At 51.4% G+C, this 19,980-nt stretch carries 16 protein-coding genes; 6 read left to right on the top strand and 10 right to left on the bottom strand.

Annotated elements, in window-relative coordinates; genetic code table 11:
- Nucleotides 1-234 precede the first annotated feature (234 nt).
- Both LCH85_12180 and LCH85_12185 read right to left on the bottom strand, forming a co-directional pair.
- Entirely contained in the window at nt 235-915 is a 681-nt protein-coding gene (locus LCH85_12180) for a pentapeptide repeat-containing protein (GenBank protein ID MCA0352745.1), read from the bottom strand.
- Between the two features lie 115 nt (nt 916-1,030).
- The gene (locus LCH85_12185) at nt 1,031-1,984 is read right to left on the bottom strand and encodes a ring-cleaving dioxygenase (GenBank protein MCA0352746.1); all 954 of its coding nucleotides are present in this window, start codon (nt 1,982-1,984) and stop codon (nt 1,031-1,033) included.
- Between the two features lie 158 nt (nt 1,985-2,142).
- Here LCH85_12185 and LCH85_12190 point away from each other — a divergent pair, with 158 nt between their 5' ends.
- Nucleotides 2,143-3,309: an FAD-dependent monooxygenase gene (locus LCH85_12190; protein ID MCA0352747.1), complete on the top strand. Its 1,167-nt coding sequence runs from the start codon at nt 2,143-2,145 to the stop codon at nt 3,307-3,309.
- A 69-nt stretch (nt 3,310-3,378) separates the two neighbouring features.
- On the opposite strand, the gene LCH85_12195 is transcribed toward LCH85_12190, so the two are convergent.
- From LCH85_12195 to LCH85_12230, 8 genes are all read right to left on the bottom strand, one after another.
- A complete protein-coding gene (locus LCH85_12195) occupies nt 3,379-4,209 on the bottom strand; it encodes an ABC transporter ATP-binding protein (protein MCA0352748.1) in 831 nt (276 codons plus the stop codon).
- On the bottom strand, nt 4,209-5,057 hold the full coding sequence (gene ntrB / locus LCH85_12200; protein MCA0352749.1) for a nitrate ABC transporter permease: 849 nt from the start codon (nt 5,055-5,057) through the stop codon (nt 4,209-4,211). The genes LCH85_12195 and ntrB overlap by 1 nt, the downstream gene beginning before the upstream one ends.
- Before the next feature lie 99 nt (nt 5,058-5,156).
- Nucleotides 5,157-6,380: an ABC transporter substrate-binding protein gene (locus LCH85_12205; GenBank protein ID MCA0352750.1), complete on the bottom strand. Its 1,224-nt coding sequence runs from the start codon at nt 6,378-6,380 to the stop codon at nt 5,157-5,159.
- 256 nt (nt 6,381-6,636) lie between these two features.
- Entirely contained in the window at nt 6,637-7,452 is an 816-nt protein-coding gene (locus LCH85_12210) for a uroporphyrinogen-III synthase (GenBank protein ID MCA0352751.1), read from the bottom strand.
- Nucleotides 7,449-9,599 (bottom strand): nitrate reductase, encoded by a 2,151-nt coding sequence (locus tag LCH85_12215; protein ID MCA0352752.1) that lies wholly within the window; start codon nt 9,597-9,599, stop codon nt 7,449-7,451. The genes LCH85_12210 and LCH85_12215 overlap by 4 nt, the downstream gene beginning before the upstream one ends.
- Nucleotides 9,600-9,604: 5 nt before the next feature.
- Complete coding sequence (locus tag LCH85_12220; protein MCA0352753.1) at nt 9,605-11,083, bottom strand: ferredoxin--nitrite reductase; 1,479 nt, start codon at nt 11,081-11,083, stop codon at nt 9,605-9,607.
- Nucleotides 11,067-12,002, bottom strand: coding sequence for an AraC family transcriptional regulator (locus tag LCH85_12225; GenBank protein ID MCA0352754.1), 936 nt, complete (start codon nt 12,000-12,002; stop codon nt 11,067-11,069). Before LCH85_12225 ends, LCH85_12220 begins: the two co-directional genes overlap by 17 nt.
- A gap of 7 nt (nt 12,003-12,009) precedes the next feature.
- Nucleotides 12,010-12,360: a molybdopterin oxidoreductase gene (locus LCH85_12230; GenBank protein MCA0352755.1), complete on the bottom strand. Its 351-nt coding sequence runs from the start codon at nt 12,358-12,360 to the stop codon at nt 12,010-12,012.
- An 890-nt stretch (nt 12,361-13,250) separates the two neighbouring features.
- Here LCH85_12230 and LCH85_12235 point away from each other — a divergent pair.
- The 5 genes from LCH85_12235 (at nt 13,251) to LCH85_12255 (ending at nt 19,970) form a co-directional block, all read left to right on the top strand.
- Complete coding sequence (locus LCH85_12235) at nt 13,251-15,848, top strand: right-handed parallel beta-helix repeat-containing protein (protein ID MCA0352756.1); 2,598 nt, start codon at nt 13,251-13,253, stop codon at nt 15,846-15,848.
- A 92-nt stretch (nt 15,849-15,940) separates the two neighbouring features.
- Nucleotides 15,941-17,054 (top strand): peptide chain release factor 2 gene (prfB, locus tag LCH85_12240; protein MCA0352757.1). Its coding sequence is split into 2 segments (ribosomal slippage): nt 15,941-16,015 and nt 16,017-17,054, totalling 1,113 coding nucleotides; the frame shifts between segments, so codons are not numbered across the junction.
- Nucleotides 17,055-17,064: 10 nt separating this feature from the next.
- Complete coding sequence (locus LCH85_12245) at nt 17,065-18,378, top strand: hypothetical protein (protein ID MCA0352758.1); 1,314 nt, start codon at nt 17,065-17,067, stop codon at nt 18,376-18,378.
- 118 nt (nt 18,379-18,496) lie between these two features.
- Entirely contained in the window at nt 18,497-19,039 is a 543-nt protein-coding gene (locus LCH85_12250) for a peroxidase-related enzyme (GenBank protein MCA0352759.1), read from the top strand.
- Between the two features lie 25 nt (nt 19,040-19,064).
- Nucleotides 19,065-19,970, top strand: a complete 906-nt coding sequence (locus LCH85_12255; protein ID MCA0352760.1) for an NAD(P)-dependent oxidoreductase — start codon at nt 19,065-19,067, stop codon at nt 19,968-19,970.
- The last annotated feature ends 10 nt before the right edge of the window (nt 19,971-19,980 follow it).

The following is a 19,980-nucleotide window of genomic DNA, read 5'->3' on the forward strand; positions in this document are numbered from 1 at the left end:
GTGATGTGAGCGAATGGGAATGATGAAGTCGTCAAGGAATGGGTGGTTGGCGCGAGGGCAGCCAAATTGGTACGTGTCGAGGTGGTTGTGCCCCACGCTGCTCCATCCCGAACCAGGCCGTGAACGCGACACACACCGAGGCTACTGCAGCACCCGCTGTGGGAACGTAGGGGGATGCGTACCGCTCCATAAAACCGCCGTTGAACATTTATTTGTTCAACGGCGGTTTTTTATTTAGTCTTCTTCTATTGCTAATTCGCGAATGGTTAAGCCTAAGGATTGGGCAATTTCGAGCGCTTGGCGTGGCTCAATAATCAGCCCTTGCAGTTGCTTAGGCTCGATTTGCATGCCACCAATCTGCGAGCCGCGAATATCAACATTGCTCAGACTTGCTTGGCGAAAATTGGCTCGACTCAGGTCGCAGTTACGAAAACAAACATCGCTGAGTTTGGCTGCTTCAAAGCTCATTTCAAGCATGCGGCAGTCTTCGAAGCGGACATGCTCAAGTCGCGCCGACCACCACACGCTATAATCAAGTTGGCAGGTGCTAAACACCAGATGTTCGGCTTGAGCCTCAACAAATTTCATGCCGCCTAAACGAGAATTGCGCCATTCTAGCCGCTCTAGGTGGCTTTTCTCCCAATTGGCGTGGCTTAGATCGCATTGCTCAAAGCTACTATCGACCAGTTGCGATTGTTGCAACACCACTTGATTAAATTGGCATTGACGTACTAACGATTGCTCCATAAAAATATCTTTGGCGCGTTGTTGATTGAAATTAAGCTGCTGAATAATTAATTGAGCGTAGTTGCTGTTATCGCTCAAACTGAGTTCGCTGACAGCTTTTAGCTCGGCTGGGGGGCAATGTTGGGGTGGCGTGATGCCTTGATAGCGTTTGCGGCGTGGGCGTACCATGAAATTCAACCTCGCAGGACTAAACGAACAGATGTGTTATTTTAATCCAGTTGGCGAATTTAGCAACTTAATCAAGAGCGCTTACGCTAAATGGTAAGCGCCCTTGATTTTTGGATTAAACCAGAGGTTTGAGGTTGGCGACGATGGCGGCGCGGCGTGGCTCAAGGAATGGCGGTAATACCACCGATTCGCCTAGTGTTGCAGGATCTTCATCGACCGCAAAGCCTGGCCCATCGGTGGCAATTTCAAACAAAATGCCATTTGGCTCACGGAAGTAGAGGCTGCGGAAATAGTAACGATCAATTTCGCCGCTGGTACGGATGCTTAATTCGCGCAAACGTTGGGTCCAGCCGTGATATTCTGCTTCGTTGGGGGTGCGAAACGCCACATGATGCACGCCACCAGCGCCAGGCTGCGCTGGAGCCAAATCAGCTTGGACGACAACATGCAATTCGGCGGCGGCTCCACCAACACCCATTTCATAGACATAAACCGTATATTCGTTGCCTTCGTTGAGGCTATATTGCCGAACTTGGCGCATATTCAGGGCTTTGGTCAGCACAATATCGGTATATTCGAGCTGCGGCACACTCAGCCGAATTGGCCCAAGCCCACGAATTTGATGCTCGGCTGGCACTGGGCTGGCATCCCATGGGGTGTTGGCATCGCCAGTGCCAGCATCATCAATTAAGCTCAGGCGTTGGCCTTCATTATCAGCAAAATCGATGGTTAAACGGCCATCACGCTCGATCACGCCACTATGTTTGACTGCTTGTTGGCTCAAATGCTCAGCCCACCATTCGAGGCTGGCTTTGCCTGTGACCCGCAAGGCGGTGTTGCAAATGCTATGCGTGCCGCGTTTTTCAGGCGGAGTTGGCCAATCGAAAAAGGTGATGTCGCTGCCTGGTGTGCCTGCGCCATCAGCATAAAACAGGTGATACGCGCTCACATCATCTTGGTTGACGGTGCGCTTGACCAGTCGCATGCCTAAAACTTGGGTATAAAAACGATAATTTTCACGCACATTGGCGGTTACTGCCGTAAGATGGTGGATTCCGGTTAATTGCATAGTTGCAGGCCTCGTTACAGGATTCTAGCTCGTCTTCACTTCCACTTGTATTGTACAACTATTTTGAAATTGACATAAGTTTTGAAATTTAACGCTTGACTTAAAACATACTATAAAGTATGTTTTGTTGTAGCTAAATTCAATCGAATGAGGATACAATGCAAGCGATCACGATTATCGGTGGGGGAATTGGCGGTTTATGTTTGGCGATTGGTCTACACCAACGCCAAATTCCAGTGCAAATCTATGAGGCTACGCTAGCATTACGGCCTGTTGGCGCGGGCATTTTACTCGCTCCTAATGCCATGAATTTGCTCGAACGTTGGGGCTTAGCGAAAACTGTGCGGCAGCGCGGGCTGTGTTTAAGTAGTTTGGGCGGCAGCGAATTTGGCGTTTTGGATGCGCAAGGCCGAAGTTTGTTGGCTGGCTTTGATCTGAATGTGATGCGTGAGCGCTTTGGCCAAGAATTGGTGACGATCAGCCGTGCTGCCTTGCATCAACTGCTGCTCGAAGCCTTACCTGCCGATTGTTTGCACCTCGATAAACGCTTGGTTGGCTTGCAACAAACGGCTGATTCGGTCAAAGCACAATTTGCTGATGGCACAACCATCGAAACGGCGTGCTTAGTTGGGGCTGATGGCCTGCGCTCAGCCGTGCGCGAGCAGATTTTCCCCAATCAACGCTTGCGGTATTCGGGTCAAACCTCGCATCGCGCCTTGGTCGAGTTTGATTATCACGAATTGGCCCAGCCTGTGGCTGCCGAAATTTGGGGTGCTCAACTGCGTTTTGGCTATACTCCCGTTGGGGAAAATTTGATGTATTGGTATGCAACCAGCCTTGCTGCTCAAGGCCAGCGTGATGTTTCGCCCGCTGCCGCCCGTGAATTGTTGCTAACCCAAGCTCACGATTTGCCAACCGTTGTCAAAACCTTGATTGAGCGTACACCCGATGCGGCGTTGTTGCGCACCGATATTAGCGATTTGGCGCATTTGAAAAATTGGTATTATGGGCGAGTTGGTTTGTTGGGCGATGCGGCCCACGCCACCACACCGAATTTAGGTCAAGGTGGTTGCCAAGCCATCGAAGATGCTTGGGTTTTGGCTGAAATGTTGGAGCGCTACCAACAGCCACAGCTGGCATTTATGCATTATCAACAACGCCGCATCAAAAAAGCCCAAACAATTGTTGATACCTCGTGGCGGATTGGCTCGTTGGTGCATTTGCCGTATGCATGGCAACAAACTTGGCGCAATCGGCTGTTGCGGCTTGTGCCTCGCAGCCTAGGTCAACGCCAAACCAATGGCATCTATGAATTGAATTTTTAAAAACGAAAGGCTGTCGCCGCATCGAGACAGCCCACCATACACGACTCTGTGTACTGATTATTTGGTTATTTAGCAGTGCAGTGAAAGGAGTAGGTGGGTGCGCAGGTTGTTCCAGGTTGGGCTGTTCATGAGGCTTTGCTTGTCGCGAGGGCGGGGCAGATCGACCGTAATCACTTCTTTAATCGTGGCTCCAGGGCCATCGGAAAAAACCACAATCCGGTCGCTGAGGTAGATCGCTTCATCAATATCGTGGGTGACCATCACCACGGTTTCGGTGCGGGCATCGCCACTCCAGAGGCCCAATAATTCTTCTTGCAGGCTGCCACGAGTCAGAGCATCAAGCGCTCCAAATGGCTCGTCAAGCAGCAGCATGCGTGGGTGAACGGCAAAGGCGCGGGCAATCGCCACCCGTTGGCGCATACCGCCGGAGAGTTGCATCGGTTTTTTGTGCATATGGTTGCTCAAACCAACCCGCGCCAAAACATCGTTGGTCAGGGCTTTACGCTCGGCTTTGCTCATTTCAGTCTGGACTGAATCGACAGCTTCATAGACATTTTGATAGACCGAGAGCCATGGCAACAATGAATAATGCTGAAATACCATGGCTCGCTCAGGGCTGGGCGCAGCGATTGATTTGCCATCAAATAACATCGTGCCAGTGCTGATGCTGGTGAGGCCAGCGATCATATTTAAAAGGGTGCTTTTGCCACAGCCAGAGTGGCCGATAAAACTAATAAATTCGCCCGATTGAATCGTCAGATCAATATCGTGTAGGATGTTAATCTGGCCTTGTCCACTAGGGTAATTTTTGCCCACGCTGCTAATTTCAAGCAGCGGAGCCGGCTCCATCGGTAAAATTGCGGTGTTGGGCGTGGTGCGCGGTAACAAACGTGGAGCCATTAGTGACCTCCTTCTTGCCAAGCGGCCATACGTTGACCAATCAAACTAAACAAACGATCCAAGGCTAAGCCCGTAATCCCGATAACCAAAATAGCACTCATAACCCGTTCCAACGAAAGCGCGTTCCATGAATCCCAAACGAAGAAGCCCAAACCTGTGCCTCCAGCCAACATCTCGCCTGCCACAATCACCATCCAGGCAATCCCCATCGAGAGCCGCATGCCAGTTAAAATGGCTGGAAAAGCTGCGGGCAACAATACTTTGCTGATATAGCGCCAGCGACTAAACCGAAACACCTTGGAAACAGCCTTGAGGTCGGCAGGAATATTTTGCACGCCCATAGTGGTGTTGACCAAGGTTGGCCAGAGCGAAGTGATCACAATCGCAAAAACCACAGCTTTGGGCGCATTGTGCAGCACTGCCAACCCCAACGGATACCAGGCCAACGGCGAGACAGGTCGCAAAATTTCGATCACTGGAGCCAGCATTTTGCGCAGTGTGGCACTACTCCCAAGCAGCATACCTAGCGGAATGGCGATCGCGATGCCAATCCCCCAGCCAGTGAAGACCCGCCCCAACGAAGCCATCAACTGAATTCCGATGCCTTTATCGTTTGGCCCGTTGTCGTAAAAGGGATCGCTCAAAAGCTCACGTAAGGTGCTGGCGGTTGCCAGCGGGGTTGGCAATGTGCCATCAGAAATCCAAGCAGCTACTTGCCATAACCCGGCCAAAATCAACATTCCCATCAAAACAGGGCTAAGCGTTTGCCAAATTGCGTTGAGCCAGCGGCGGATGAGGGTTGGCGCTGAACTCTCACGCCGTGGAATAACTTCGATCATTTGTGCCATGGAAATGCTCCTTGTGTGGTCGGCAATCGAGTGGCTGGTGTGTCAGCGACTGAAGCCGTGTTACTTCAGTCGCGAAGGTGTGTCGTGATGGCCTGCGGGCTAGGATGGGCTTTTGGGATCAAAGGTTTGTTGATCGAGCGTGACGGTAAATGGCTGTAAATCGTCGCCTGCTACCGTGAGGCTCATTTCTTTGGCGACTTCAGCATATAAATCACGCATAATTAATTTGTCGGCGATGGCATTGTAGTCGGGAGCGCTTGCCAAGAGGCCAAATCGCACATATTGGGCCATAAACCAAATTGCATGGCTGCGATGTGGGGCATTGACCGCACCATCCTGATAAAAAACCATGCTTTTGCTTGGCTCAAACGTGCGCTCGCCTAAAGTTGCCCCAAGGTTGTATTGGCCCTTCAAACGCGCTTCGATCACATCGGCTGGAGCGTTGACATAGGCTTGACCGCCGATAACTTTGGCAGCTTCGCTGCGATTATTGAAATCGTCGAGCCATTTCGAGGCCTCAAGGATGGCCTTCATGATGTTCTTGAGGTCATCGCGGCGTTTTTCGGCAAAACTTGGATTGACCACCAAGGCTTTCTCTGGGTGTCCCGCCCACAGATCTTGGGTTGCCAACACAGTTTCACCAATGCCCTCTTTGACTGCGACTCCGTTCCATGGCTCGCCCACGCAGAAGCCATCCATCTCGCCGATGCGCATATTGGCAACCATTTGTGGTGGTGGAATTGTGATAATTTTGACGCTATTTTGGTCAATGCCAGCGGCGGCAAGCCAGTAGCGCAGCCAAATATCGTGGGTTCCGCCTGGAAAGGTGCCTGCAAAAGTGGCAGGTTTATCAGCTGGGCGTTGGCTGATCAGCGCTTTGAGTTTGCTGGGGTCGCCATACCCAACCTCTTTGGCGAGGGCACTGCTGAGCGTAATACCTTGGCCATTTTGGTTCAAAATCATGGCAATTTTGAGTTCGCTTTCGGCCTTGCCGCCGACACCAGTGTAGACCGAGAAGGGCATGCCAAACAAACAATGGGCAGCATCGAGGTCGCCAGTCAACAGCTTATCGCGCACATTGGCCCACGAAGCCTCTTTAACCACCTCAACGTTGACTCCATATTTTTGGTATAAGCCCAAAGTATGTGCCATCACCACCGAAGCGCAGTCGGTCAGCGGAATAAAGCCAATTTTGATTGGGCGCTCACCCGTTTCGCTGGCACTTTCGCTGCCACCACAGGCGGTCAAAAAGCTGGGCATGGCAACGGCAGCACCAAGTGAAGCTGCGGTTTTGAGAAAATCGCGACGGCTGATTTTTGACATTGGAAGCTCCTCCGTGAAACCTGTGGCACACATCAAACGCTTGGGAGATAGCAATTATTCATCTAGTCGTTAGATCAATAATCGGGCACGATTCACCCACATTGGTGAGGCTGCATGGCGTTGCAGAAGCTATCGCGAGGCGAACAGGTTTGTCATTGCACCGTCATTGGTGGAAACTGCACTCATTGCAGGGAGTTGAGCTAGCTTTGCTTCCCCCTCGCTCGCTGGGCAGGAGAGGGGCAGGGGGTGAGGGACACTAACGATTGACGCTTACTTGGTCGAGAATTCGTTGCACCATCTGGCCCATAAACGGCTGTTCAGGCATAATCACCTGTTGAATGCCAAGATTGAGTAATGCTTGGGCGCACGATGGGCCAACTGCTGCAACCAAGGCCTGTTGCATGGCCGCAATCAGAGCTTGGGCTTGGCCTTGTTGCTCGGCAACTTGCAACAAATGGCGTACCTGAATTTGGCTGGTAAAGGTGAAAATATCGATCTGGCCAGCAATTGCTTGTTCGATCAGCGCGAGCAGTGGGCTGAGGTCAGCAGGTAATTGCCATTCGTAGACGCTATGTTCATGGAGCACTGCCCCGCGTTCGAGGCAATAATCGGCTAATTTGCGATCGCGTTCGCCATAGTGCAACAAACCAACCCCACGTTCAGCCAACTCAACCGAATCAAGGCTGTTGATCAGATCGTTGATGGTGTAGGGTGAGGCAGCGCTGATGCTTGGGCGTAATTCATAACGACGTAATACGGCGGTTGGCTTAGGGCCACGGCAAACGAGGGTGGTTTTGGCTAACCCAGTCAACATGGCTTGCTCAAGGCCCACACTAGCAGCACCATCAATTAATTGTTGCGTGCCAACCCCAGTCAACAAAATCAACAGATCGATCTGGCCTGCTTCAAGCTCTTGCAACACTGCCTGAGCGACTGGAGCCGCATCGACGCTGACCTCGCGTAAGGCTGGGGCATGGATTGGGGTCGCACCATGGCGACTGAGCAAGTTGGCTAATTCTGAAGCGCGGCGAGCTTCGAGAATTGCAATTCGTTGACCGTGTAAGCTACTCATTGGCTGCTCCGTTTGCCAGCGGCCATTGCTGGAACTGTGGCGGCTTCGCCAAATTTGATATTGATACCTTCGACGATTGGCCGTAATTGTACCGCACATGCCTTGAGTTCGGGTTGCTTACTAATTGGGTCGGCGGCGTTGATGCTTAGCACATTCGGGTTGCCAACTTCCCAGTGAATTGGCATAAACAAACAGCCTGGCATGATTTCGGGGTTGATTTGCACGATTGAGGTGCAACTGCCACGTCGCCCGATCACGGCAATTTTTTCGCCAGCGCTCACACCGAGCGTATTCGCATCGTCGGGGTGAATTTCAATAAAGCTGCCGTTATGGCGTTGATTGAGCTTGGCCACGTTGGCGGTGCGGGTGCGGGTATGCCATTGCTCCAACACCCGTCCAGTCGTCAGCCAAAATGGAAATTCGTAGCTTGGCACTTCGGCTGGTTCAACCGGAATCGTCACTTGAAAGTTGGCGCGACCATTGGCGGTTGCAAAACGGCCATCGCTATATAAACGCACAGTGCCTGCATGATCTTCGGCGGGGCATGGCCATTGCAATGGGCCGTTGCGTAGCCGTTCGTAGCTCACACCGCTCACATCAAGCGGGTGGCGGCCAGCAGTCAATCCTCGATATTCATCCCAAATCGCTTCAGCAGTAGCAAAATTGAGCTCAAAGCCCATGCGCTGGGCGACTGCTTGTACCAACCACCAATCGGGCATGGCATCGCCTGGCGCTGGGTAAGCTGGGTTCAGCAAGGTAATATGGCGATCCGAGGCGGTGAAGGTGCCGATGCTTTCCGCCCATTGAGCAGCAGGCAAGGCAATATCGGCGTAGGCCAAACATGAGCTGGTATGATACACATCCTGCACAATCACCAATTCAGCTTTTTCGAGTGCAGCGCGGATGGTGCTGTTATTGGGCATTGAGTGCAAGGGATTCGTGCCGATAATCCAAATTGCTTTGAGTTTGCCTTCGGCCAATTGGCTGAACATGGTTTGGGCATCGGGGCCAGGCGTAGCGCTGATGCTACCAACCGGAATGCCCCATGCTTGCTCGATGGCGCTGCGATGCTCAGCTACATCAACCCGCCGATAGCCCGGCAACTGGTGCGCGAGGTAGCCAACTTCGCGACCACCCATGGCATTTGGTTGGCCGGTTAGCGAGAATGGTCCACAGCCAGGCTTGCCGATCCGGCCTGTTGCCAAGTGCATGTTAATGATCGCAGTGGCTTTGGCAACTCCATTGCGACTTTGATTAACTCCCATGCTCCACATGCTCAGGGTGCGTTGGCTGGCAACCAGCATTGCCCCAGCGGTTTCGATTTCCTCAACCGTCAAACCTGTGGCCAAGGCGGTTTGGGCGGGTGTCCAACCAGCTACAGCTTCGGCGATTTCGCTCCAGCCGGTGGTGTGTTGGGCAATAAATTCATAATCAACTGCACCATCGCGAATTAGAATGTGTAATAAACCGTTGAGTAACGCTGTGTCGCTGCCTGGGGCGGCGGCCAAATGTAAGCTGGCATAGCGCGAAGTTTGGGTGCGCCGTGGATCAACCACAATCAATTTAGCGCCATACTTGCGCACTTGCTGCTCGATTCGGCGATAGACAATAGGATGACATTCGGCAGTATTTGAGCCAACAATCAAGAAACAATCGGCTTGTTCGATATCGCTATAGCTACAGGGTGGGCCATCGGTTCCCAAGGTGCGAGTGTAGGCGGCGACAGCGCTGGCCATACACAAACGTGAGTTGGCATCCATGGTGTTGGTGCCCATCAAGCCCTTGCAAAGCTTGGTCACCAAGTAGCTGGTTTCGTTGGTTAGTTGGCCCGAAAGATAAAAGCCAATCGCCTCATTGCCATGTTGTTGGCGAATTGCGTTCAGCCGTTGGGCAGCGTGGTCGAGGGCTTGATCGAGGCCAACCGAGTGCAGCGCTGCATTGCGATCGCTGCGAATTTGGGCATGGGTTAGCCGTGTCGTGGGCGTGAGCATTTGCTCAATGGTTGCGCCTTTGATGCACAGCTTGCCTTGATTGGCGGGGTGAGCGCTATCGCCAGTGACCCGCACGACCTTGCCATCGTTGACGGTCAATTCAATTCCACAGCCAACGCCACAATATGGGCATTGTGAACGCACAACGTTACTCATGATGCTTATTCCCCATCCATAACGGCGAGTTCAGCAGCAATCCGCCCAGCCAATTGATCAACTGGGATTTTGCGAGCTTTGAGGGTTGCCAGTTGCTGATGATTGCCACCAACAAATAAATCGAAAGCATCGACGATTGTGCCATCTTCGAGTCGCAAACGCTGAGCTTGCAAACCAATTTCACCAACGTGATGCTGACCACAGGCGTGTACGCAGCCCGAAACTTTCAAATCGACGCGGCGTTCAGCTGGAATCAAACTGGCCAATTCGGTGGCGACTTGCAACGATAATTCTTTGGTGTCGCTCAAGGCAAAGTGGCAATAATCGCGGCCTGTGCAACTGACCAAGCCGCGCAAAGCCCCAGGTGCATGCGGTTGAAGCACTTGTAGCAATGGCTCAGCCAATAAGCGTTCGAGGCAGGTTTCGTGCACATTCGGAATCAGAATGTTTTGGTCGGGGGTCAAGCGTAGTTCGCCAGTGCCATAGGCATCGGCCAAATCGGCGATTTCGGCCATTTGCTCAGCATTGGTTCGGCCAACTGGCACTAATAAACCAACCGTTACAAAGCCTGCCTCTTGTTGTTGATGAATGCCCAAATGGTCGCCGCTATGCTCAATCACCAACGATTCGCCAGCGCTGAAGAATGCTTGACCAAATACCTTTTCAACTTCGGCCATAAAGCGCGGCATGCCCCATTCGCGAATCAGCCATTTCAAACGGGCTTCGGTGCGTTTTTCGCGTGAGCCATTGTCGCGGAACACCGTCAAGACCGCACGACAGAAAGGCAAGGCTTGTTCAGTGGTTAAGAAGATGCCTGCATCTTGGCCCAGTTGCGGCGATGTGCCACCCAAGGCTCCGCCCAGTGCGACGTGGAAACCAAGCACACGATAGCCATTAATTTCCTTAGCGGCAGGAGTCATGCCAATATCGTTGGCGCGGCTATGGGCACAATCGTGCGAGCAACCACTAATCGTAATGTTGAATTTGCGCGGCAAATCGCTGAACTCGCGGCCAAGCAAGGCCAACGAAACGCTTTGCGCAATTGGGGCAGCGTTGAAAATTTCTGCGTGGTGCAGGCCAGCCAAGGGGCAGCCCATCACATTACGATAATTATCAAGCCCAGTTTGTTGTGAGGTCAGGCCAACATTTTGCAACCGTTGGAACACTTCTGGCACATCTTCGATCCGTAGCCAGCGCAATTGAATATTTTCGCGGGTGGTCAAATCCATGGTGTTGCGGCCAAAATCGCGGGAGATACTGACGATTGCCCGCATTTGGCGCGTGCTCAGAATGCCATTGGGAATCCGCAGGCGTTGCATAAAGAAGCCAGGGGTTTGCTTGCGATGCAACAATCCATACCATTTCAAGCGCTCAATCTCATCTTCGGGAATCGCATCGAAGCCTAAGCGAGCATAGCGATACAGATCGGGCAAGACATCAAGCCCATTTTTGACCTTCTTGATGGTTTCAATTTGAACAGCCATGAGCTTCCTCCATAACAGCATCAAGCATCAAGTCGTCGTCGTATTCGCGAATTTGGCGCGGCGTGCAATCGTATAAACGGCGGAAGGCGGCGCTAAAGTGGGCGGCGCTGGCGTAGCCCAAGCGGCTGGCGATCGTTCCAATCGGCAAATTGGTGCTGGCAAGCAGCATATTGGCCTCGCTGAGCCGCAGCATTTGTAAATAACTGAGTGGGCTAAGCCCAGTACAAGCCAGAAAATCACGTTGCAATTGGCGCGGGCTGATGTGCAAGGTTGAAGCCAATTGGCTAATGCTTGGTGGCCGCTCTAAGTTTTTCATCATCAAAGCTTGGGCTTTTTCGACCGACTGAGCTTGGGTTGGTGCATAACCATTTAAGGTTGTTTGGAAATCGAGCGCACTTAACAGCGCCAAAAAGGTTGTGGCCGCGTTTTCCAACGTCGCTGGTGGAGCTTCGGGCAGGGCTGCGATCGTGATTAATTGACGGGCTGCATGGAGCGCTGGCGGTGGCACGTAGCGAACTGCCAACAAGGGCGAACGAACTGCATCTTTGATCAAATAGGCATGGCGCTGATTGAATTGTGGATGTTGGTTCAGAAAATGCTGCCAACCATCGCTCGTCCAAGTCAGGTTGAGCCAATCGGTCGTTGCACCAGGCAAGTAGCGAATCCGCATCGGGTCGATTTGTGGGCTGGTCAAGACCAATGAGGTTGGGGCTTGACAAAAGCTGCGGTCGCCATAGCTGACATAACGCGTGCCACTCAAGGTCAATTGCATCGACCAACTGCGCCAACGTTCGATTTGCGGCATCAGCGGGCGTTGGTCGGTAAAGCGCCGACGTTCGATAGTCAGGCCTGGGCGGCGAAAGAGCGGCAGCGTTGTCGCCCATTGCAAGTTATTCCGAAAACGCACCAATCCATTCATGGTCGGCCTACACTTCTAGGTAACCAATGTCGAGGATCAACAGGCCACTACCTTCACCGGCGACGCACACGTCGAGCACGGTTCCGGCGGGGTGTTCCTCAACGATGGCAAGTGACACATGAATTGCTGAATCGGCGGCTACCGGAAAGTAGCGCAGAACTTGACCATTGCGCAAAATCGAAACATTGACCAGGCTGCTCACGGTGCTGCCAGCTCGAAAGTAGAGCATGCCCGTGGTGCGATCTGCTGGCACAACATAGCGCAGATCGAGCATTTGTGGGTTGAAAAAACCCTTGCCTTCGAATTCGATGATTGTATGCAGGAGCACTGGAGTGCCCTCACCCATAAACATGCCCATGACCCCGTCCTTTCGTTGATGTAGAGGATCGACGTTTGGGGGCAGTCATTGCCGAAAATGAGCATCGCTGCTGCCTACGCTCGCAACGTTGAGAGCATGGGCAGGCGAGGTGAGGTATTGGTACAAGGAGTGTAGCAGAGGCTTCGCATATACAATACCATAGCGCTGGTTTGTGGCTATCGGGCAATTCTACCAGTGCTACTTGTTGGGTTTTTGTGCAGGTTGTACAAGCTAGTTAGCTGGGTACTGCTGGGTACTATAGAAAAAACGACATGAGCATGAAAGTATGGAACAAGCTATTTAGGGCTTAACAAAGCCATAATAATCGTTTATTAATCACTAGTAAAAAGGGCATAAACTAAAGTACGGTACTCGACAATAGGCCAAATTGCTCTATACTACTGCCCAAGCAGGCGACCAACGGTGAGCGTAAGCGAGGCTTCAAACGCACACATTCATCCCGACGTTGACTGAGTTGCTCAAATAGTAAAACGCTGGTTTAAGCCCAATGATGGTGCTTAGCAGTTACCGCTATTTGAATAGGTTTCCTAACATGTTAACCATTAAATGCTAAACACCTAAGGCAGTGTTGCTTTAGGTGTTTTTGCTGTTGATCAAGCTATATAGCTAAATTGGGCTAGAGCGAATCACTCGCAAGGGGTAGCGTAAAGCGGGTTAAAAGTGGGATAGCGTGTCAAGTAGGCCTAAAGTCCTGTAGGAAAAAAGGCCAATATGCGCTATGGTATGCCATAGTACAATAAGAGTCAGAAGATCAAACTCATTTTGAATACTTCCCAGTTTGATTAAAGGCTCAGAGAACTCGGTGCATGGGGGCTATTGAAAGGCTCCTTTTTTATTGTTCAGCACCAAGGTTCACGCGCGGAGGGACTATGCAGCCAAGCTTTGTGCAACAACGATTCAGGTCAGTAGTTAGTGCTCTTATCATTTTAACGTTTAGTCTTGGTTCATTTAGTTGGCTGTTACAATCGGCGTTTGCCAATACGATTGATGCAACGCCGTACTTAAATCCATTAGCGCCCGATTTTGGCATTCAGGCGGCGATTGATGCTGCGGCTGCTCAGGGGGGCGGCACGGTGCGCTTGCCTGCTGGTAGCTTTACCCTCGAAACCTATCTCGATCTTAAAACTGGCGTGACTTTGCAAGGGGTCGGGGCTGAGACGATTTTAAAGGCTGGCCGCAACGAGCAACGGGTTTTTGTCACCCAAACTGGCAATAATCTTTCGACAATTAAAGTTGCTAGTACTACACCATTTAATGTTGGCATGATCGTCTATGTTTGGCGCTCGACTGAATTGCGCTTCTTGCCGGGCTCGTATGAAATTATGAGCATCAATAGTGCTAATCAAACGATTACGCTTGATCGAGCGGTCAATTACCCACTGACTGCTAATGTTTCGCAAGTGTCGTATGGCTTGTACACCAAATTGACCGCTGCTGCCACCCAAGGAACTAATGTGATCAGCGTGGCCGATACGAGCGTGTTCAAGCCAGGCGAAGGTATCATTATTAAAGGTACTGAAGGCACAGGCATTGGCAATTGGGGTGTTGAGCAAAATATGGTCGATTCGATCAACACCAGCAACAACACGCTGACTCTCAAGAAGCCTTTGACGCTTTCAGTCCCCAATAATTCAGTCGTATCGCACGCTTATTCAGCGATTTTCGCGCTTGGAACCAATTTCAACAATCGTTTGCAAAATATGGGTGTGCGCGATTTAACGATTGAGGGCTGGAATACTAACCAAAAGCCTGCCTTCTATGAATTTTATATTGGTGCGATTAACTTTGTCTATTGCCGTTTCGTGACGATCGATAACATCACGGTGCGCTATTGGCATAGCGATGGCGTGAGCTTGCAATCGTGTGATCAAAGCACGGTCAGCAATAGTCTGGCAACTGCTAATCGTGGCCATGGTTTCCATCCAGGCACGGCTTCACGCGATATTGAATTTTTCAAAATTCAAGGGATTGGCAATTTGGGCTATGCCGCCCGCGGCACTGCTGGCGATGGTTTGTACTATTGTTGGGCCAACCAACGGGTTAATATTCGCCAAAGCGTGTTTCGTAATAACGCTGGTTCTGGCGTTGGCGATTTAGGCGGTGGCGATACCGATAATTCCTCGCGCGATACCGATAACATCATTGAAGATAGCATTATGGAAGGCAATTTCCGCGCTGGGATTGAGGTTAATGGTGGCGGTAACACGGCCAATAACATCATTCGCCGTAACGTGATTCGCAATAACAACACTGGCAATCAAGATTATGCCGGCATCAACTTGCTTTCCAAGCGCGGCCCAGCCCAACGCTATATCATCCAAGATAATATTGTTGAAAACACAGCGGGCAGTAACCAACTCTTTGGGATTCGTGAGGTCAACTTGGCTGTGCCACCCACCACCCCTGTTGATTACCTGACCGATTTCAACACCATTACCAATAACACAATTTATAATCACCCAAGCAATAATTTGGTAGTGATTGGCCCTAACACCGTCGCCACTGGTAATATTTTTACTGCACCAGGCGCGGTGATCACGCCAACCCCAACCAACATTCAACCAACTGCGACTGCTACAACCGTGCCAACCAACACCCCAACTCCAACTGGCTCGTATGTGCCACGCCTGATCATGTACAACGCTGATACCGATCAAGTTATGTATGATCCAATTCCCAATGGTGTGACGATCAATTATGCGACCTTAGGCACCCGTAATATCAGTATTGTGGCTCCAACCGCGCCGTCGAGTGGGATTGGCAGCGTGCGCTTTTGGGTTGATAGCGTGGTCTATCGTACCGAAAGCGGTCGGCCTTATTCAATCGCTGGCGATCAAACCAATGGCACAGATTTCTTGCCGATGAGTCCAGCCTTGGCTCATGGAACCCATGTGATCAAAGCTGCAACCTTTACTGGTTCGGGTGGAACTGGCACGCAAGGCACACCCTATCAAATTGTGATTAATATTGTTGATAGCAATGCCACGGCTACACCAATCCCAACCAATACTAATACCCCTGTACCAACTGTACCAACCGCCACGGCAACTGCTACGAATACACCGACCAACACACCAACCAATACGCCGACGAATACGCCGACGAATACGCCAACCAATACCGCAACGGCGACTGCAACCGAAGTACCAACCAATACCGCAACGGCGACAGTGATTGAAACACCAACCAATACACCAACAGAAATTGCCACGATCACCGCGACCGCGACTGAAACCGCGACGATAACGGCAACAGAAATTGCCACGATCACTGCGACGATTACAGCAACAGCAACCGAAACCCCAACGAACACACCGACCAATACCCCAACCGCGACGGTAACTGAAACACCTACGGCGACGCTTGAGCCAAGTGTTACGCCAAGCAACACGCCCACGGCGACAACCACGGTTACGACTCCAGTGCCGTCAACCCATCATATCTATGCGCCGTGGGTTACCAACTAAACCCTTCGCAAAATTAACGCTTTCGAGTATCATGAGATCGAGTGCTAAACCCACTCGATCTTGTGTTTAACTACCTAGAGGAACTACCGTTCATGACAGAGTTTATTGATCTTCGGGCGGCCCTAAACTCGTTGCAAGCGCGATTCGATGCGCTAAGGGGGCGGCTTTGACTGGGCTGCCAAACAAGCCGAATTGCATGACTTAGAGCATCAAGCTGCCGAACCAAGTTTGTGGGATAACCCACAACAGGCCCAAAGCATTTTGCAACGACTGGCCCGCATGCAAGAAGAATTGAAAATGTGGGATAGTTTGGCGGTCGATTTGGCAACTCTGCGCGATCTCTTGCAACTTTCGGCTGATGATGCTGATTCGCTCAGCCAAATTGAGCGTGAGGTCAACGGCTTGACCAAATCGGTCGATCAGCTTGAATTGAGCATTTTGCTGGGCGAAAAATACGATAGCACCAATGCTTTTATCTCAATTCAATCGGGCGCTGGCGGGGTCGAATCGCAGGATTGGGCCCAGATGTTGTTGCGTATGTATAGCCGTTGGGGCGAAAGCCAGGGGTTTCGTACCACGATTGTGGATATGATGGACGGCGAAGAGGCAGGCATCAAAAGTGCTACCTTAGAATTGCGCGGCCCCTATGCCTATGGTTATGCTAAGGCTGAGGCGGGTATTCATCGCTTAGTTCGGCTTTCGCCCTTCGATGCCAACCATCGCCGCCATACCTCGTTTGCGCGGGTTGAAGTGTTGCCCGAAGTCGATGATGCTGCCGAAGTTAAAATTAATCCCGAAGATCTGCGGGTTGATGTCTATCGGGCTGGTGGTCATGGTGGGCAAGGCGTTAATACAACTGACTCAGCCGTGCGCTTGGTCTATCGTGGTGGTACGCCCGATGAAATTATCGTAACCTGTCAAAATGAACGTTCGCAATTGCAAAATAAAGAGACCGCGATGAATGTGTTGCGGGCGCGTTTGTTGGAGCGTGAGCTAGCCCGTCAAGCTGCTGAACGAGCCAAACTCAAGGGCGAACATCGCGATGCCGCTTGGGGTAATCAAATTCGTTCGTATGTGCTTGATGATCGGCGAGTTAAAGATCATCGTACCAACGTCGAAACATCGAATACCCAAGCAGTGCTCGATGGCGAGATTGATTTATTTATCGATGCCTTCTTGCGCTGGAGAACCGAAGGCACAGAGTAGTGAGGTTTATATGCGACGAGTAGTGTTGTGGATGCTAGGATGTTTGTTTGTGCTGGGGTTTCAGGCTACGGCTCAGGCGGCTGAGCCAGCCAAAATCTCGCGTAACCAAGCAACCAGCAGCTTTGGCGAAAATGTGGTTTTTGAGCTTGAAGCTGAATCAAGTTCGCCAATTCGCGAAGTGACATTTTTATATGCCTTAGGTGTGCAGCCTGGCGATGTGCCAGCTTATACCGAGGCCGAGGCCAAATGGCAACCTGGTAGCTCAATCGAGGCCAGTTTTACCCGCGATACCAGCATTGAATTTTTGCCAGTTGGCGTGACTGTGCGCTATAAATGGCAGCTGGTTGCTGAAGATGGCACAATTACCGAAACACCTGAGCAATCAGTCCAATATCAAGATACCCGTTTCAATTGGCAAGAAAAAAGCTCGCGTGGGATCACTGTGCGCTGGTATGATGGCGATGAGCAATGGGGCCAAGATTTGCTCGATAGCGCTCTTGGTGGGCTTGATCGGCTTGAGCAGCGGATCGGTGGCTCAGTCGAAGATCCCATGACAATCTCGATCTACAGCAATACTCGCGATATGCGCGGCGCTTTGCCACCCAACTCTGCCGATTGGATCGGCGGTCAAGCCCGGCCAGACCTTGGCTTGATCATTGGGTCGATTGATGCTGGCGATGACGCTGAATTGGGTCGTTTAGTGCCGCATGAATTAAGCCATTTGGTGCTGCATCAAGCAACCAACAATAATTATGGTGGTATGCCAGTTTGGTTTGATGAAGGTTTGGCGGTCGCCAACCAAGATTCGCCCGACGCTGGGTTTAGCCAAATGGTTGAGCAGGCTGCCAAAAATGGCGAGTTGATTCCGTTACGTGCTCTGGCTTCAAATTTTCCTTCCGACCCTGAAAAGGCCTTGCTTTCATATGCCCAAAGCGAAAGTGTGGTGCGCTATATCGAATCAACCTATGGCATCGAGGCGATTACCAAACTCGTCGCCCAATTTAAAAGTGGCGTAACCGATGATGTGGCGGTGCAAACTGTCTTGAATCGCAGCCTTGATACGTTGGATAGCGAATGGCGCAGCACCTTGCCCGAAGCCCAAGGCTCTGGTCCAGCTCAAATCTTGCCCGACGATACCGCTCCAGCTGATCGATTTAGCGAACAACCACGATCCTCGGCTCCCAGCAACCCAAGCTCGCCCAATAACCCAGTAACAACCCCATCAGTGCCCTTGTGGATTTGGCTAGCAGGGATTGGGGGCTTGCTCTTGATCGTTTTTGGTACGATTTGGATTATTCGCAGCAGTCGCCAACCACGCTACTAAAGCTGGATTTGGCTGATTCCAAGGCAGCAACCCGCCTGTATGATTGTGCTTGCAATCGGGCGGGTTTGTTTATAATTTGGTGAGTCATACGCATTCAAACTAGTGGAGGTTTACTGCAATGCCCCGATTGAAACCACTTGCTCCTAACGAAGTTGATCCTGAATCGCTGAAAGTATTCGAGGGCTTTTTTGCCAAGCGCGGCAATGTGCCCAATATGTTTCGAACGTTTGCCCGTCGCCCTGAAATGATGATTGCCGCCAGCAATTTGATGAGCGCGGTATTGAGCACTGGCACGCTCGATTTACGCTTAAAAGAGATGGTGGTGGTCCGCACATCGCAATTAAACGAATGCTCCTATTGTCTAACCTCGCACTCGACGATTTTGCGCAACCTTGGGCTTTCGCAAGAAAATATCGATGCCTTACAATCGCCCGATGATACGCGTTGGACTGAGCGCGAACGGGTGGCCTTGCGCTATGCCGAGCAAGTAACCGTGAATGCCAAAGGTATCAGCGACGAACTATGGGCCAGTCTGCGTGAGCATTTTGATGAAGGCGAAATTGTGGAATTAACCGCCACGACCAGTCTTTTTTCGATGTTTAATCGCTTCAACGATGCCTTGGATATGGCGATTACTGAGCCAGGTTGGCCGGAAGCATAATTGGCTTGGGTATTGAGGAATAATCATGCAAAAACCACGAATTGGCCTGATTGGCTTGGGTGCGATGGGTGCGCCGATGGCGGCAAATTTGCTCCAAGCTGGCTATCAATTGACGGTTGGCGTGCATCAACGGCGCGAAGCTGCTGAACAGTTGGCCTTGCAAGGGGCAATCATCGCCGAAAACTACCAAGCGTTGGGCGAAAACAGCGATATTGTGATTACGATGGTGCCTGATGCTCCCCAAGTTGAGGCCGCATTGCTTGGCACGAATGGTGCTGCATATGGCATGGCGGCGGGCAGTATTTGTATTGATATGAGCACAATTGCTCCCACCGCCAGTCGGGCGATTGCCGCCAAACTTGCTGAGCGTCAAATTGCCATGCTCGATGCGCCTGTTAGTGGTGGCCCAGCCCGTGCTAAAACTGGCGAATTGGCGATTATGGTGGGTGGCGAACCCAGCACATTCGAGCGCTGTCAAGCGGTTTTAGAGGTACTGGGCGGTGCAGTCAGCTACATTGGCGCTAGTGGTTCTGGCTCAGTCGTCAAGCTTTGCAATAATCTGGCGATCAGCATTATTGCCATGGCCAATATCGAAGCCTTAGCGTTTGGTGTGGCCAATGGGGTTGAAGCCGAAACAATTCGCAATGTGTTGTTGAATGCCACCGCTTCAAACTATTTATTAGAGCGTTGGCTGCCCGAAACCGTGTTGAGCGGCGATTACAACAAAGGTTTTGCGGCTGAATTATTGGCCAAAGATTTAAATGCCGTGCTCGATACCGCCCGTGCCAGTGGTGTGCCATTGTGGGCTGGCGGCCTTGCCCACCAAATGTGGATTGCCCAAAAAGCGCTTGACCCACGCTCAGATTACACCGCCCTAGCCCAACGCTACGAAGCAATTATCGGACGCACGATCAAACCAAACTCGGAATAAACCAAACCTG

This window comes from Chloroflexota bacterium (assembly GCA_020161265.1).
Taxonomy (GTDB): Bacteria; Chloroflexota; Chloroflexia; order Chloroflexales; family Herpetosiphonaceae; genus Herpetosiphon.

Coding starts and splice junctions, on each gene's coding strand:
- LCH85_12180 (MCA0352745.1), bottom strand. CDS start 915: ATGGTACGCCCACGCCGCAAACGCTATCAAGGCATCACGCCACCCCAA.
- LCH85_12185 (MCA0352746.1), bottom strand. CDS start 1,984: ATGCAATTAACCGGAATCCACCATCTTACGGCAGTAACCGCCAATGTG.
- LCH85_12190 (MCA0352747.1), top strand. CDS start 2,143: ATGCAAGCGATCACGATTATCGGTGGGGGAATTGGCGGTTTATGTTTG.
- LCH85_12195 (MCA0352748.1), bottom strand. CDS start 4,209: ATGGCTCCACGTTTGTTACCGCGCACCACGCCCAACACCGCAATTTTA.
- ntrB (MCA0352749.1), bottom strand. CDS start 5,057: ATGGCACAAATGATCGAAGTTATTCCACGGCGTGAGAGTTCAGCGCCA.
- LCH85_12205 (MCA0352750.1), bottom strand. CDS start 6,380: ATGTCAAAAATCAGCCGTCGCGATTTTCTCAAAACCGCAGCTTCACTT.
- LCH85_12210 (MCA0352751.1), bottom strand. CDS start 7,452: ATGAGTAGCTTACACGGTCAACGAATTGCAATTCTCGAAGCTCGCCGC.
- LCH85_12215 (MCA0352752.1), bottom strand. CDS start 9,599: ATGAGTAACGTTGTGCGTTCACAATGCCCATATTGTGGCGTTGGCTGT.
- LCH85_12220 (MCA0352753.1), bottom strand. CDS start 11,083: ATGGCTGTTCAAATTGAAACCATCAAGAAGGTCAAAAATGGGCTTGAT.
- LCH85_12225 (MCA0352754.1), bottom strand. CDS start 12,002: ATGAATGGATTGGTGCGTTTTCGGAATAACTTGCAATGGGCGACAACG.
- LCH85_12230 (MCA0352755.1), bottom strand. CDS start 12,360: ATGGGCATGTTTATGGGTGAGGGCACTCCAGTGCTCCTGCATACAATC.
- LCH85_12235 (MCA0352756.1), top strand. CDS start 13,251: ATGCAGCCAAGCTTTGTGCAACAACGATTCAGGTCAGTAGTTAGTGCT.
- LCH85_12245 (MCA0352758.1), top strand. CDS start 17,065: ATGCGACGAGTAGTGTTGTGGATGCTAGGATGTTTGTTTGTGCTGGGG.
- LCH85_12250 (MCA0352759.1), top strand. CDS start 18,497: ATGCCCCGATTGAAACCACTTGCTCCTAACGAAGTTGATCCTGAATCG.
- LCH85_12255 (MCA0352760.1), top strand. CDS start 19,065: ATGCAAAAACCACGAATTGGCCTGATTGGCTTGGGTGCGATGGGTGCG.